At 67.3% G+C, this 14,591-nt stretch carries 12 protein-coding genes and 2 riboswitches; of the genes, 10 read left to right on the top strand and 2 right to left on the bottom strand.

What is annotated here, in order from left to right; all coding sequences use genetic code 11:
* Positions 1-22: 22 nt before the first annotated feature.
* Positions 23-1,366, top strand: coding sequence for an MFS transporter (locus LQV16_RS10385; RefSeq protein ID WP_229993812.1), 1,344 nt, complete (start codon positions 23-25; stop codon positions 1,364-1,366).
* A 65-nt stretch (positions 1,367-1,431) separates the two neighbouring features.
* Here the strand turns inward: LQV16_RS10385 and serC are convergent, their stop codons facing one another.
* Complete coding sequence (serC, locus tag LQV16_RS10380; protein WP_229993811.1) at positions 1,432-2,562, bottom strand: phosphoserine transaminase; 1,131 nt, start codon at positions 2,560-2,562, stop codon at positions 1,432-1,434.
* Between the two features lie 360 nt (positions 2,563-2,922).
* Between serC and LQV16_RS10375 the strand changes: the two genes are divergently transcribed.
* From LQV16_RS10375 to LQV16_RS10335, 9 genes are all read left to right on the top strand, one after another.
* Complete coding sequence (locus tag LQV16_RS10375) at positions 2,923-3,618, top strand: metal-dependent transcriptional regulator (RefSeq protein WP_229993810.1); 696 nt, start codon at positions 2,923-2,925, stop codon at positions 3,616-3,618.
* A gap of 145 nt (positions 3,619-3,763) precedes the next feature.
* A riboswitch (cyclic di-AMP (ydaO/yuaA leader) is annotated at positions 3,764-3,983 on the top strand.
* A 4-nt stretch (positions 3,984-3,987) separates the two neighbouring features.
* The gene (locus LQV16_RS10370) at positions 3,988-4,809 is read left to right on the top strand and encodes a M23 family metallopeptidase (RefSeq protein ID WP_229993809.1); all 822 of its coding nucleotides are present in this window, start codon (positions 3,988-3,990) and stop codon (positions 4,807-4,809) included.
* A gap of 123 nt (positions 4,810-4,932) precedes the next feature.
* Positions 4,933-5,116, top strand: a riboswitch (cyclic di-AMP (ydaO/yuaA leader).
* Positions 5,117-5,411: 295 nt separating this feature from the next.
* Positions 5,412-6,170, top strand: a complete 759-nt coding sequence (locus LQV16_RS10365) for an NlpC/P60 family protein (RefSeq protein ID WP_229993808.1) — start codon at positions 5,412-5,414, stop codon at positions 6,168-6,170.
* Between the two features lie 219 nt (positions 6,171-6,389).
* The gene (locus tag LQV16_RS10360) at positions 6,390-6,890 is read left to right on the top strand and encodes an HNH endonuclease (protein ID WP_229993807.1); all 501 of its coding nucleotides are present in this window, start codon (positions 6,390-6,392) and stop codon (positions 6,888-6,890) included.
* Between the two features lie 85 nt (positions 6,891-6,975).
* Entirely contained in the window at positions 6,976-7,653 is a 678-nt protein-coding gene (locus tag LQV16_RS10355; RefSeq protein WP_229993806.1) for an NTP transferase domain-containing protein, read from the top strand.
* A 21-nt stretch (positions 7,654-7,674) separates the two neighbouring features.
* Entirely contained in the window at positions 7,675-7,962 is a 288-nt protein-coding gene (locus tag LQV16_RS10350; protein WP_229993805.1) for a DUF6457 domain-containing protein, read from the top strand.
* Positions 7,959-9,497 (top strand): molybdopterin molybdotransferase MoeA, encoded by a 1,539-nt coding sequence (locus LQV16_RS10345; protein WP_229993804.1) that lies wholly within the window; start codon positions 7,959-7,961, stop codon positions 9,495-9,497. Before LQV16_RS10350 ends, LQV16_RS10345 begins: the two co-directional genes overlap by 4 nt.
* Positions 9,498-9,598: 101 nt before the next feature.
* Positions 9,599-10,471: a formate dehydrogenase accessory sulfurtransferase FdhD gene (gene fdhD / locus LQV16_RS10340; protein ID WP_229993803.1), complete on the top strand. Its 873-nt coding sequence runs from the start codon at positions 9,599-9,601 to the stop codon at positions 10,469-10,471.
* Between the two features lie 89 nt (positions 10,472-10,560).
* A complete protein-coding gene (locus LQV16_RS10335) occupies positions 10,561-13,596 on the top strand; it encodes a glycoside hydrolase family 38 C-terminal domain-containing protein (RefSeq protein WP_229993802.1) in 3,036 nt (1,011 codons plus the stop codon).
* Between the two features lie 244 nt (positions 13,597-13,840).
* Here the strand turns inward: LQV16_RS10335 and LQV16_RS10330 are convergent, their stop codons facing one another.
* Positions 13,841-14,584, bottom strand: a complete 744-nt coding sequence (locus tag LQV16_RS10330; RefSeq protein WP_229993801.1) for a hypothetical protein — start codon at positions 14,582-14,584, stop codon at positions 13,841-13,843.
* Between the last annotated feature and the right edge of the window lie 7 nt (positions 14,585-14,591).

Raw genomic sequence — 14,591 nt, 5'->3', positions numbered from 1 at the left:
TGTCTAGGGAGGGCTGGGCCTGATGTCCACGTTCAAGTCCCTGCACATCCTGAACTACCGCATCTGGTTCATCGGTGCGCTCATCTCCAACATTGGCACCTGGATGCAGCGCACCGCCCAGGACTGGCTGGTGTTCGCCCACCTGACGGCGCACGATGCCGGGGCGGTGGGGATCACGATGGCCCTGCAGTTGGGCCCGCAGCTCTTCCTGGCGCCCGTGGCCGGACTTCTCGCCGACCGCTTCAACCGTAAGCGGCTGCTGGTGCTGACCCAGTCCGCAATGGCGCTGCTGAGCGCCGGACTGGGCATCCTGGTGGTCTCGGGCGCGGCGCAACTCTGGCACGTCTACGCTTTCGCCCTAATGCTCGGGGTGGTCTCCGCCCTGGACGCTCCCGTGCGGCAGACCTTCGTCTCGGAACTGGTCCAGGACGACTACCTCCCCAATGCCGTGGCCCTCAACAGTGCTTCCTTCAACGTCGCCCGGATGATCGGCCCGGCAGTCGCCGGCGTGCTCACTGCCGTTGTCGGGCCCGGCTGGGTCTTCCTCATCAACACGCTCACCTTCGTGGCCATGTTGCTGAGCCTGGCGAAAATCCCGGCCGCGTCGCTGCGGCGGCTGCCGCGGGCACGGGCGGGCAAGGGCAGGATCCGGGAGGGTCTGCGCTATGTCAGGTTCCGTCCGGACCTCGTCGTGGTGCTCGTAGCGATCTTCATCGTGGGAACCCTGGGGCTGAACTTCGCCCTGTTCATTGCGGCCATGGTGGGTAAGGAATTCGGCCTCGACGCGGGGGCCTTCGGCCTGATGAATTCGATCATGGCCATCGGATCCGTCGCCGGGGCGCTGTTGTCCGCCGGCCGCGGCAAGCCCCGGCTGCGGGTCATTTTCGGGGCGGCAGCGGCCTTCGGCGTAACCTCCGGCATCGCCGCGATGGCCCCAAACTACTTCTGGTACGGCGTCGCTCTGGTGCCCGTGGGTCTGTTCGCCATCACCATGATGACGAGCGCCAACGGGTACGTCCAGACCACCACGGACCCCGTAATGCGGGGCCGGGTGATGGCCCTCTACATGGCAATTTTCATGGGCGGAACTCCCATTGGGGCGCCGCTCGTCGGCTGGGTGGCAAACACCGCCGGCCCCCGCTGGTCCATGGCGGTTGCGGCGGGCGCCGGCCTGCTGGCGGCCCTGATCGGGCTGGTGTGGATCATCCGGGCGAAGCACCTGCGGCTCCACTTCAACCGTCGCGCGCGCGGGCTGCGGTACTTCCACGTCGAAAGCGGGACCGGTCCAGCCGGCGCCAGCCCTGGTTCCCAGTCGGGTGCGCGGCGCGGCTCACAACAGAATGTGCAGCCGGGCGGACCGGCCTGAAACGATGACGGCGCCGCCGCGGTCTGAGTTCTCATGGGCCGTGACGGCGCCGCCGGGCGCTGAGGCTACTTTTTCAGTTCAGCCACGACGAAATCGATGCACTCGAGCAGTGCCGAGACGTCGTCCGGCTCGATCGCCACGAAGGTGGCTATGCGCAGCTGGTTGCGGCCCAGCTTGCGGTACGGCTCGGTGTCGACGACGCCGTTCGCGCGGAGCACCTTGGCGATGGCCGAGGCATCGATCGATTCGTCGAAGTCGATCGTGGCGATCACGTTGGAACGGTCCTCGGCCTTGGCCACGAACGGCGTGGCGTAGCCGGACGCCTCGGCCCAGCGGTAGATGCGGCCGGCGGAATCCGCGGTCCGGGCGGCTGCGAAGTCCAGGCCGCCGTTGGCGTTCAGCCACTGCACCTGGGCATCCAGGGTCACCAGGGTGGCCAGCGCCGGGGTGTTGTAGGTCTGGTTGAGCCGGGAGTTGTCGATCGCCGTCTGGAGGTCCAGGAAGTCGGGGATCCAGCGGTTGCCGGCCTTGATCCGTGCCGCCCGCTCCAGCGCCGCGGGGGAAAACAGGCCCAGCCACAGGCCGCCGTCGGACGCGAAGTTCTTCTGCGGCGCGAAGTAGTACACGTCGGACTCCGCCACGTCCACGTCCAGCCCGCCCGCGGCCGAGGTCGCGTCCACCAGCACCAGCGACCCCTCGTCGGCGCCTGCCACGCGCTGGACGGGGGCAGCCACGCCGGTTGAGGTTTCGTTCTGCGGCCACGCATAGACGTCGACGCCGGCCTCCGCCCGGGCGGAGGGGCGGGTGCCGGGTTCGGCCTTGATAATGGAGGACTCGGCGAGGAACGGCGCCTTGTTGGTGGCCGAGGCAAACTTCGAGCCGAACTCGCCGAAGGACAGGTGCTGCGCCTTGTTCTCTACGAGTCCGAAGCTGGCGATGTCCCAGAACGCGGTGGATCCGCCCACACCGAGCACGACTTCATAGCCTTCGGGCGCGCGGAAGAAATCGCTGAGGCCGCTGCGTACCGAGCCGACCAGGTTTTTCACCGGTGCCTGGCGGTGCGAGGTCCCCAGCAGCTTCGCCGATGCCGCGGCGAGGGCGTCCATCTGTTCCGGTCGGACCTTGGACGGGCCGGCGCCGAACCGTCCGTCCTTGGGCAGGAGGTTGGCGGGGATCGTGACGCTCGTGTCGCTCACAGTGGCTCCAATTTTCGGCGGGTTCGTAGCGTGGCTGGGAGGTGGCCTGGCAGGGATGGCTACAACGGACACCCCTTTTTCATTCTGCCTGTTCTATTTTGCCTGTTTCATTCTGCCTGACGGGTCCCGGCGATACGGAAAAAGGCCTGTCACAGTCAGGTCATTGAGACGCCGGGGGCTGCCGGCCTACGGGCGCCGGGAGGGCAGTCCCGGGCCGAACGAAAATTATCCGGAGTAATTCAAAATAGGCTAGGCTGGCATGCGAACGTACGGCGGATCCCGCCAGGGCGCATCCTGCATGCAGCCCGCACGCGGTACGGTGGGAATGACGCAAGGACTGCGCTCGAGGAGCTGAGCTGAATGACGGATCTGATCGATACCACGGAGATGTATCTTCGGACCATTCTGGAACTTGAAGAAGAAAACATCGTTGCCCTCCGTGCCCGCATCGCCGAACGGCTCCGCCACTCCGGCCCCACCGTTTCCCAGACCATCGGCCGCATGGAGCGTGACGGGCTTGTGGTTGTTTCCGGTGACCGGCACCTTGAACTGACCGAAACCGGGCGGAAACGCGCCATCGGTGTCATGCGCAAGCACCGCCTCGCCGAACGACTGCTCGCGGACGTGATCGGACTCGACTGGGCCTACGTCCATGAGGAAGCGTGCCGCTGGGAGCATGTCATGAGCGAACGCGTCGAGCGCCGAATCTTCGAGATGCTCAACCACCCGACAGTTTCGCCCTACGGAAACCCCATTCCGGGGCTGGCAGATCTTGGCGGGGTGCCCAATGGTGCCCCCGCGGACAGGGCGGTAAACCTCCTGGAGGCCATGGCCGGTTACGGTGCGGGTTCGCGGATCACGGTCAACCGGCTCGCGGAGCCGATCCAGGTGGAGCCGGAGCTTCTGGCCCAGCTCGACGAAGGCGGAATCCGGCCTGGCGCGCTGGTCTCGCTGGAGCGTGTGGGGGAGTACATCTCGGTCCGCGTCCCCGATATCGAGGGAGCCCTGGAACTGCCGCCCGAGGTTGCCGCGCACGTCTTTGTAACGGTCGCCTGACCGGCCGCAACGGGCCGGTTGTGGGACGACCCATGAGTTCTGCACAGTTGCGATTACGGATTTATCACCGGGCGGCTTAATCCCCTATAGTTAGTGGCCAGTACCGATACCAAAGCGTTACCTGATCCGAAGCCGAGCCCTGCCAGCGGATCAGTCGCTGAACCACCTTCTGGCAGGGGCGGGGGAACCACTTTCGGCTGCTACTTAAGCAGCCTTGGGGTGAAGTCCGTCAGCGGCAAGCAGCTTCCACCGAAGGATCCCCTGGGGATACCCCTGTGCCTGGCTGCTTGCAACGGCGGACCGGGTCTTTGATCTCTCTGACCCGAATCCGACAGCTAACTTCGCAGGCTCTCCAGAGAGGAACCGTTCTTGACCACCCAGACCGCCAGGGGCCGTCGCCGCGCGACCGGTCCCGCTCCGGAGCCGCGTCCCGTCGTCGCGCATATGGCCGAACGCCCGCGCGACGCGCACCGCGATGAACGGCGTCGCCGGCGCAGTCCGTTCCGTCAGGTAACGGAGTTTGCCTCGGCCAGCGGAGTCGGGCAGAAAGCCGGGATCGCCCTGGCCGCAACTGGTCTGGTTCTCACCGTGACGGTCCCCGTCACGAGCCCCGTGATGGCCTCCAATCCCGGCGGATCCGGCGCTCTCTCGGCCGCCGTTCAGCCGGATGTCACCGCCGCTGCCGCGGCAAAGGTCGACTTCAGCCGCACTGCCGTCACCACGAAGGGCGATCCGGACGGGAAGCTCAAGCAGCTGCTGAGCGCCCAGTCTGTGGGCAGCATCACCCGCGCCGCATCGGCGGGCACACTTGGCGGGCCGCTGGATCAGCTGGTCACGGCCTCGCCCTACGGCTACCGCGTCAGCCCCATTACCGGAGGCGCGGGGGAGTTCCACCGCGGCCAGGATTTCGCTGCCCAGTGCGGCACGGCGGTCCATGCAGCCGCCAGCGGCACCGTGACCTTCAATGGATGGCATCCCTTCGGCGGTGGAAACCGGGTGGTCATCGACCACGGTAACGGCCTGGAGACCACGTACAACCACCTGTCCTCTGCCTCGGTCGAGGTCGGCCAGAAGGTATCGCGCGGTGACGTCGTCGCCATGAGCGGAACCACCGGCGCCTCCACGGGCTGCCACCTTCACTTTGAAGTGATGGTCAACGGCGACGTCGTTGACCCCCTCGGCTGGCTCTAACAAAGACGATGGACCACTCTCAGATTCTTGTGACACGCCGTGATCTGAATGTGACATTGGGTCCGGACTCCTGTAGGGTTTGAAGCACGCCAACTTTTCCGAAGTTGGCGCTCTTGAGTGGATTGCCTAGCTCTGCCACCGCTCAAGGTCCGTTCGCATTACATCGTCTGGCAGGGGCGGGGGAACCAATTTTGGCCTTCGAAAGAAGGCCTTGGGGTTAAGTCGCAAAGCTTCCCAGGAAGCAGCGCGGCCGGGTGACTCCCATCCGAATCCGACAGCTCACCTCGTAGGCATTGGGAGAGGCTACTTTCGTGTCTTCACGCCACAATTCTGCGCGCATGCGCACCGGCGAGGCTCTTTTGAGCCCGCTGGAATCCACATCACGTGCCGCCCTTGCCGGCGCCCGGATTGGATCACGTTCCGCAGGCTCATTCTCTACCGAGCCCGGACAGCATGCAGTTTCCGCTTTTGGCGCGTCTTCGCAGTACACCCTTCGCTAAGTAACCCATTTCGGGGCGATCCGGCGTACCCCCAAGATGCCGGAGCGTCCTCAGTCCGTGCCCGAAAGCGCGCGGTCCAAGGATCACGAAAGAGAGAACTTAATGACTACTCGTGCAACTGTTGCACGGCACCGCGCCGAGGTCACCAAGACCAACTCGCTGGCTGTTATTGCCAAGGCTGTCGGCGACAACGCCGGCGGCGTGGGCCGTCAGGCCGCGGTCATCGCCGCAGCTTCCGGTCTGGTTCTGACCAGTGGAATCGCAGCCAACGCTGCTGAGACCAATGTTCAGCGCGAATCCACCTCCGCTTCGGCCCTGGAAGTCCAGTCCGCCGCTCCGGCCACAATCTCGGCCGCTTCCACCATCGCGATCTCCTACGAGAAGCCCGCTGTGACCACGTCGCCGGCTCCCGTCGTCGAGGCCCCCAAGCCCGTCGTGCAGGTCCAGGATTCCAACGCCTCCCGCGCCGGTGGCACCGAGCTTGGTGTCAGCGGCGGCGTCGCTGCCCAGGCTCCCGCCGGCATCGGAAGCGGCTCCGGCGCAACCATCGCCGCCGCTGCCTACGCACAGATCGGCGTGGCGCAGGACTGCACCGCCCTCGCCACCAACGCGCTGGCCGCGGCCGGCATCCACTACCACGGCTGGCCGGCAGGTTACCTGTCCCTGGGCCGCACCGTGAGCGCCGCCGAGGCACGCCCGGGCGACCTCGCCTACTACCAGAACGGCGGCGTGGGCATGGCTCACATCGCGGTCTACGTCGGCAACGGCATGGCAGTCCACGGCGGCTGGAACGGCGGAACCACCGCGCTGTACAGCGTAAACGTCGGCTCCGGCCCGGTCTTCATCCGCGTCGGCGCCTAAGCAAGATCCCAGCACCTTCGAAAGACCCCCGCCTCTTGGCGGGGGTCTTTTGCGTTGCCGCACCGTGAACTTTCCGCGCTGAAGACTGCGCCCGTGAAAAAATATTCGGTGATCCGGCACCTGAGTGTTTACTCTTGTGTTGTCGATCCATAGCCCGACCATGCAGAGGGCAGCCGGCCCTCGTGCCGCTGGCGGGTGCGGCCGTGAAGAGGTATGCGGATGCGCACTCTCGTTCTGAATGCTGGATATGAACCCCTGGCGGTCATCACCTTCCGCCGGGCGCTCGTCCTTGTCCTAACCGGAAAGGCCAGCGTGGTGGCCGAAGGGGACGACCCCGTTGTCGGCCCCCAGGATATTCTGGGCCGCCCGTCCGTGATCCTGCTGAACCGCTACATCCGGCCGAGGTACAACACCATGACAGCGGTGAGCCGCCGCGGCGTGCTCCGCCGCGATGCCCACCGCTGCGCCTACTGCGGCAAGGCTGCCCACACCATCGACCACGTCCAGCCAAAATCCCGGGGCGGGGCCGATTCCTGGGAGAACCTGGTGGCGGCGTGCCTGCGGTGCAACAACGCCAAGAGCGACCACACCCCGGCGGAGATGGGCTGGAAGATCGGTTTTGTTCCGGGCCCGCCAAAGGGCGCCATCTGGCAAATCAAGGAGCTCGAGAAGCCGACGCCGGCTTGGGACCCGTTCCTGTTGCCTGAGTCAGCGGCCTGAACTGCTGCCTGGACTGCTGCCTGAACTGCTGCCGGGCAGTTCATGGCTGATTCGGCGGCAGCCGGCGCCGCGCTAGGCTGAACCGGTGGAGTTCGATGCCATTATTCTCGCCGGGGGACGGTCCTCCCGCCTGGGCGGCGTGCCCAAATCCGGGCTGATCTACGACGGTGCCACCCTCCTTGAGCGCTCACTGCGCGCCGCGGGCGGGGCGCAGCGCACCGTCGTCGTCGGTCCTGACCCCGGGGACCTGCCCGGGGGCGTGCTGAGCTGCAGGGAAGACCCGCCTTTCGCGGGGCCGGCCGCAGCCATCGCCGCGGGACTGGCCGCGCTGGACGCGGACCACCCCGGCCGGCACGGGGCAGCCGCGGCGGCGCCGTTTACCCTGGTCCTTGCCTGTGACATGCCGCGCTCGGCCGAGGCAGTCCGCGCCCTGGCCGAATCGCTGGCCGCGTCTGTTGCAGTTGCGCCGGAACGGGACGGGGGCGACGGCGTCATGGCCGTCTCGGCCGAAGGCCGGAAGCAACCACTCGCGGGGTTTTATGGCACAGCTGCGCTACAACGTTGTGTTGCGGACGCCGCGGCCAGGGGCAGCCTGGAAAACGCGTCGGTCTTCGCCCTTCTTGCTAGGCTGGACGTGCGGGAAGTTCGCGTTCCCCCCGGTTCCACGGATGATGTCGACACCTGGGATGACGCGTCCGCATTAGGCGTTTCCGGTAGGCTTCCAGACCGCGGTCCGGGCGCCGGTCCGGAACTCCGCAGCTGAACTCGACCATGGAGGCAAACGGTGAAAAGCCAGGATGAAACGCTGGAAGACTGGTGCCGTGCCCTGCTCCAGGCCCTGGAGCTGGAAGACGTTGAGATTGACGTGAACGAGGTCCTCGCCCTGGCCGGGGTGGCTGCCCACTCCGTGGTGCGCCCGGCGGCGCCGCTGACGACGTTCATTGCCGGCTTTGCCGCGGGTCTGGCCTCCGGCTCCGGGCAGGCCACGGACTCCGCGTCCATGGAGTCCGCGATGGCCGTGGCGCGCCGGCTCGCCAAGGACTACGCAGCCGCCGAAGCCCCCGGGGCATGACGGCGGCGGCCCCGGACGGCAGCGGACCCACTGTCCCAGGCAGCGACGGCGGTAAAGACGGCCTCAGAGAGGGCTTCACGGAGGGCCCCGCAGACCCTCCCATCCCGGCGGGCCAGGACCCGGCGGGCCAGGACCCGGCGGGCCCGGACCCGACGGACCCGGATTCAACGGACGAAGATTCAACGGACGAGGACACTGCCGGCCAGGACACGGCGGGGGAGCCGCACCGGCACCTGGCCCACACGTGGCAGGAGGCCCGCCAACTCGCGTTCGACTGCGCCGTTCCCATCCCGGCTGCCCCCGTCCCGCTCCGGCAGGCGCTGGGCCGGACCCTCGCAGCGGACGTCGTTGCCCTGCGGGACATGCCCCATTACGCTTCCTCTGCCATGGACGGCTGGGCCGTCAACGGCAGCGGTCCGTGGATCCTGGCCGAACCCAACCAGCTGCTGGCACCGCATCAGGCAAGTCCGATTGCCACCGGAGGCCTCATTCCGGCCGGGGCCAAGGCGGTGCTGCGCAGCGAGAGCGGCATCATCGACGCCGACGAGGACGGCCTGCCTGTCCTGAAACTGGGCGGCAACGCGAAACCGGGGGACCCGCGGAACGGGGACCACATCAGGAAAGCGGGGGAGGAAGCCGCCGCCGGAGACGTCCTGATCAAGGGCGGCACCGTCCTGAACCCCGCCCACCTGGCCCTCGCCGCGCTGGCCGGAAGCGACACCCTTCCGGTGCTCGGCAAGGCCTTGGTGCGGCTCGTCTTCACCGGCTCGGAGGTGGTGACGTCCGGGGTGCCGGCACCCGGGCAGGTCCGGGACACCTTCGGACCCCAACTGGCAGCCGTGGTGGGAATGCTCGGCGGGATTTGCACCGAAGAAGTGAAAATCGGGGATACCTACGCCGAATGGCTCGCCGCGCTCGAGGACACCGATCCTGCCGCCGAAAACCTGCCTGCCGACGTCGTCATCACCACCGGCGGCACGGGTCGCTCCGGAACGGACCACCTCCGCCGATCGGTCACCGAACTCGGCGGCCGCCTGCTGATCGACGGCGTCGCCATGCGCCCGGGCCATCCCGCCGTGCTGGCCGAGCTGCCGGACGGCAGGTACATCCTCGGCCTGCCAGGGAACCCGCTCGCAGCCATGATGGCACTGTCCACGATCGGGGCCCCGCTCCTGGCGGCCCTGGGGCACGGACCAATTCCCCCGCTCGGCGAGGTGCCCTGCGGCTCGACGATTGACGCCGATCCCGGCCGGACACGGCTCATGCCCTTCCGGCTGCTCTATGGCATGGCGTCGCCGGCGCAGCACACCGGCCCGGGAATGATGCGGGGCCTGGCAGCCGCCGACGGCGTGCTGGTGGTCCCGCCCCATGGCGTGCAGCTGGGGGAACTGGTCCCCGCCTTCGCACTCCCTTGGGGGACGCCGCTACCGGACCCGGCGGCAGCCTCCGCCGCGCAGAAGCCGGCCGCGAAGCGGACCGCCAGGAAAGCCGCGGCCAGCGACGGGCCGGTGGACTGGAGTGCCCTCCTGGGCTGAGCCCTGGCCCCCTGCGCTGGCTTCAGGATCAGGCACTTTACAATGATGGAACCAGCCAAAGAATCACGACAACCGCACAACATGTTGCTTAGGAGCACCGGATGGGCCGTGTCACGCAACGCCGCAAAGTGCACAAGATCGTCCTGGATGGGTCCCCTCAGGCCCTCGAATTCCCTGTCCGGCACCGGGAGGACGTCCTTGCCGTCGAGGAACCGCTGGAAATCCGGCTCGGAGACATGTCCTTTTCCGTCACCATGCGAACGCCGGGCAATGACTTCGACCTCGTCGCAGGGTTCCTCGTCTCAGAGGGGATCATCTGGGCTCCCGAACAGCTGGTCTCGCTCAGGTTCTGCGCCGGCGAAGACGCCGACGGCATCCAAACGTTCAACGTCGTGGAGGCTCAACTCCGGCCCGACGTCGTCCGGCCCGAGACCGGACGAAACGTCTTCACCTCCAGCTCCTGCGGCATCTGCGGGACGGACTCGATCGATGCCGTGCGCAAGTCCTCGCACTACAGCCCGGCACAGGATCCGCTGACCGTTCCCGTGGAAACGCTCGCGGGCCTCCCGGACACCCTCCGGTCCGCCCAGGAGGTCTTTGACGCCACCGGCGGCGTGCACGCCGCCGGACTCTTCAGGATCGCCGACGACGGCTCGGCGGAGTTGCTGTGCCTCCGCGAAGACGTCGGAAGGCACAACGCGGTGGACAAGGTGGTGGGCTGGGCGCTTCGCGAAGGCCTGCTGCCGCTCCGGGGCACCGTGCTGCAGGTGTCCGGCAGGGCATCGTTCGAGCTCGTCCAAAAGGCAGCTCTCGCCGGGATCCCGGTCCTTGCCGCTGTCAGTGCCCCCTCCAGCCTGGCCGTCGAGCTGGCCGAGGCCAGCGGGATGACCCTGGCCGGGTTCAGCCGCCGGACCAGCCTGAACGTGTATGCGGGCCAGCAGCGCGTCGCGGTCCCGGCCCCCGCGGCCGGCTAGGGGCAACACTTGGCCAACAGGTTCCCCGCGGCGTAAGTTTTATCCATCGATTGGAGCCAATCGGACCGCCAGCGCTGAAGAGGAACACATTGCACGATGACCGCCGTCTTACGGAAGTCCGGCTGGACCGCTTTCTGCGTGACCGCGTCGCCCCCGCGGTCTACCCGCGCAGCGTCCCGCTGACCCTGAGCAGCTGGGACGCGCCGGACGAACCCGTGCCGGTGCTGGACGCCCTGCGGCACGAGTTCACACCGCAGGAACACGGCGCGGCCTGGGGCCGCCCGTGGAGCACCAAGTGGCTCCGGCTCCGGGGTGAAGTGCCGGACACCTGGGGAACCGCGGCGGCCACGTCGGTGGAAATCCTCGTGGACCTGGGATTCAGCGGCGAGCTCCCGGGCTTCCAGTGCGAAGGCATTGCCTGGCGGTCCGACGGGACCATTATCAAGGCGATTTCGCCTCGGAACCAGCACATTCCGCTCAAACTCCTGGGCACCGGCATGGCTGTCGACTTCTACGTCGAAGCCGCGGCCAACCCCGACTTGTCCCAGAACTGGACATTCGCCGCCACTCCCTACGGCGACAAGGCGACGTCGGGCAGCGAACCGAAGTACCGCCTCGGCATGATCGCCATCGCTGAACGCAACCAGACGGTATGGGAACTGCAGCAGGACATCCTCACCCTTGCCGGGCTCATGCACGAGTTGCCCATGGACCTGCCCCGCCGCCACGAAATCCTGCGGGCGCTCGAACGCATGCTGGACATCATGGACCCCGACGACGTTGGCGGTACCGCGGAGGCCGGACGGGCCGCCCTCGCCGACGTCCTGGCCCGGCCGGCCTACGCCTCGGCGCACCAGCTCGTGGCCACAGGCCACGCCCATATCGATTCGGCCTGGTTGTGGCCGGTACGGGAAACCATCCGCAAGTGCGCCCGGACGTTCTCCAACGTCGTCGCGCTGATGGACGAGTATCCCGATTTCACCTTTTCGTGTTCCTCGGCCCAGCAGCTCGCGTGGATGAAAGAGTATTATCCGGAGCTCTTCGGGCGCATCCGGGACAAAGTCCGCGGCGGCCGGTTCGTTCCCGTCGGCGGGATGTGGGTCGAATCGGACTCCAACATGCCCGGCGGCGAGGCCATGGCACGGCAGTTCCTCGAGGGCAAGAGCTTTTTCCTGGCCGAATTCGGCGTGGAATGCGAGGAAGCGTGGCTCCCGGACACGTTCGGGTATTCCGCGGCCCTGCCGCAGATCATCAAGGCCGCAGGCAGCCGCTGGTTCCTCACCCAGAAGATCTCGTGGAACCAGGTCAACAGGATGCCCCACCACACCTTCAACTGGGAGGGAATCGACGGTACCCGGGTGTTCACCCATTTCCCGCCGGTGGACAGCTACAACTCCGATCTCAGTGCCCGGGACCTGGCGCACGCAGAGCGGAACTACCGGGACCACGGACGCGGAGGCTCCTCGCTGGTTCCGTTCGGATATGGCGACGGCGGCGGCGGGCCAACACGCGAGATGCTGGCCTCGGCGCAGCGCACGGCCGACCTGGAAGGATCCCCGAAAGTGCGGATCGGCTCGGCAGCCAGCTTCTTTGGCCAGGCCCAGGCCGAGTATGAGCCCCTGCCGGTCTGGGTGGGGGAGATGTACCTGGAACTGCACCGCGGCACCTACACCAGCCAGGCCAGGACCAAGCTGGGAAACCGGCGCAGCGAGCACCTTCTCCGGGAGGCCGAACTCTGGAGTGCCACCGCTGCCGTGCGTTCCGGGCACAGCTACCCTGCCGCGGAGCTCAAGCGCCTCTGGCGGCTGGTGTTGCTGCAGCAGTTTCATGACATCCTGCCGGGGAGCTCCATCGCGTGGGTCCACCAGGACGCCGAACGGAACTATGCCGCCGTCGAACGGGGGCTGGAGGCGATCATCACGGACGCCGCGGCCGCAGCCCTCGGCACCGGCAGCCGGGAATTCCTCCTCAACGCTGCCCCGCAGGAGCGCCAGGGCGTGCCTGCCCTGGCCGCTGCCGAGCCGGTCCGGCCCGGGCAGCCGGTCGAGGTCACCGAAGCAGACGGCGGCTACATCCTGGACAACGGCATCATCCGGGCCGTCGTGGACGCCAACGGACTGCTGGCCTCGCTCACAGACCGTGGCACCGGACGCGACGCGATTGCTCCCGGAGAATTCGGCAACCTCCTGGAGCTGCACCGGGACACGCCGAATGAATGGGACGCGTGGGACATCGACGCCTTCTACCGCAGGAACGTTGTCCGACTGGTCGAGGCGCGTTCGGTGAGTCTGGAGCCCGGCCCCCAAGGGGAAAGCCCGAGCGCCGTCGTGGTGGTGGAGCGCATGGCCGGCTCCTCGCCCGTGACCCAGCGGATAGCGCTCGCCGCGGGCGCCGACTCGCTCGCGATCACCACCCTCGTGGACTGGCACGAGAGCGAAAAACTGCTCAAGCTGGGCTTCGCCCTGGACGTCAGGGCAGACCGCTCGGCGGCCGAGACGCAGTTTGGGCACGTGTTCCGCCCCACCCACGTCAACACGTCCTGGGAGGCCGCGAAGTTCGAAATCTGCGCCCACCGCTGGATCCACGTCGCCGAGCCGGGCTACGGGGTGGCCATCTCCAACGCCTCCAGTTACGGCCACGATGTCACCCGCAACGTCCGGGGCGCCGACGGCGGCACCACCACCACGGTGCGGGTCTCGCTCCTGCGGGCGCCGAAGTTTCCGGATCCGTACGCGGACCAGGGCAGGCACGAGCTGCACGTCACGATCCGGCCGGGCGCCACCATCGCGGACGCGGTCGAGGAGGGCTACCGCACCAATCTGGCCCCGCGCGTGGTGCAAGGGGCCCACGGGGTGGAGCCGCTGGTCACCGTGTTCAATCCGGCCCTCGTCATTGAAGCGGTCAAACTCGCTGAAGACGGCTCCGGCGACGTAATAGTCCGGCTGTACGAATCGCTGGGGGAACGATCCGCAGGCCTCCTGAAGGCCAACTTCCCGGTCCGCGGGCTGCACGCCGTGGATTTGTTGGAACGGCCCGTCGACGCCCCGGGCGTGGGGGCAGGCCTCGATTCCGCGGAGCTCACGTTGCGGCCGTTCCAGCTGGTCACGCTGAGGTTTGTGCGCTGACAGGCAGGGCCGTGGTCCCAGCCCCCAGCAGGGACAAAACAGCAGGGACAAAACAGCAGGGACCACACCGGAAAACCCCTTAAACAGGCTGAGTGGGAGCGGTCCTTGCGGACCGCTACCACTCATCCCCCCAATGGCGCTTGGACGGCTGCCTCTGCTTCGCACGGCTGACTTCCGTACACGAAGCGAATGCCGCTTTCACACATTCATGATTCTTTCACGGTCTAATGATTTTGTGAATGCCTTACCCTTTGTTCTTGCGGAATGTTGCGCGAGCGTTACGCGATTCCTTGGCGGCGAGCCCGGAAGCCCAGAACAGTCCCAGACCCAGGACGTAGCCCAGGACGGCCAAATAGTTGACCGTCTGCTGCGCAAGGAACCAGGGGCCAGGTGCGAAGGAGGCTGGGACGCTGCAGGCGGTGGCGAGGGCGCCGAGGCATGTCAGGAGGGCCGCGGCACGCACCAGCCGCGGCAATTGGCTCCTGGTGGTGGCCAGCAAAGCCGGAAGCAGGGCGAGGGAGACGAAGGCAGGATAGGTACGTCCTGCCGCGGCGTAGAACGGCGCCAGGACGGCATTGGGTCCGCCGTTGTCCGTGATGTCCAGCATGCCGGCCGAGGACCCGCGGGTGTCCATGAGAAAGAAGGTCACCGCCACGGCGGCAGCGCTGATGGCCAGGGCCCAGCGCCCGGCCGGGCCCGCGACGAGGCGGTAGCCGCGGGGGTCGGCCAGCCCGGTCGCGACGCGCAGACCGACCAGCAGGACCGCCGCGAACACGAGGAAGCGCAGGATCAGGTGGGTGAGGTTCCAACCGCCGAGCACCGCGTCGATCGCCTCGTAGGGGCCGGGCACCGAGAGCAGGCTGCACAGGGTCGCGAGAACCAGGATCCAGAAAACGGTCCTGTTCCGCCCCTGGATCGCATCCGGAACGCGGAGGAGAAGCACCACGGAACAGATGATCAGCGTGCCCCACTGGAGGGTTGCAATCATTCCGGGT

The sequence above is a fragment of the Arthrobacter sp. Bi26 genome (assembly GCF_918697925.1).
GTDB lineage: Bacteria > Actinomycetota > Actinomycetes > Actinomycetales > Micrococcaceae > Arthrobacter.
The sequence above is the reverse complement of the archived record's forward strand: the minus strand, read 5'-3'. Positions and strand labels throughout refer to the sequence as shown.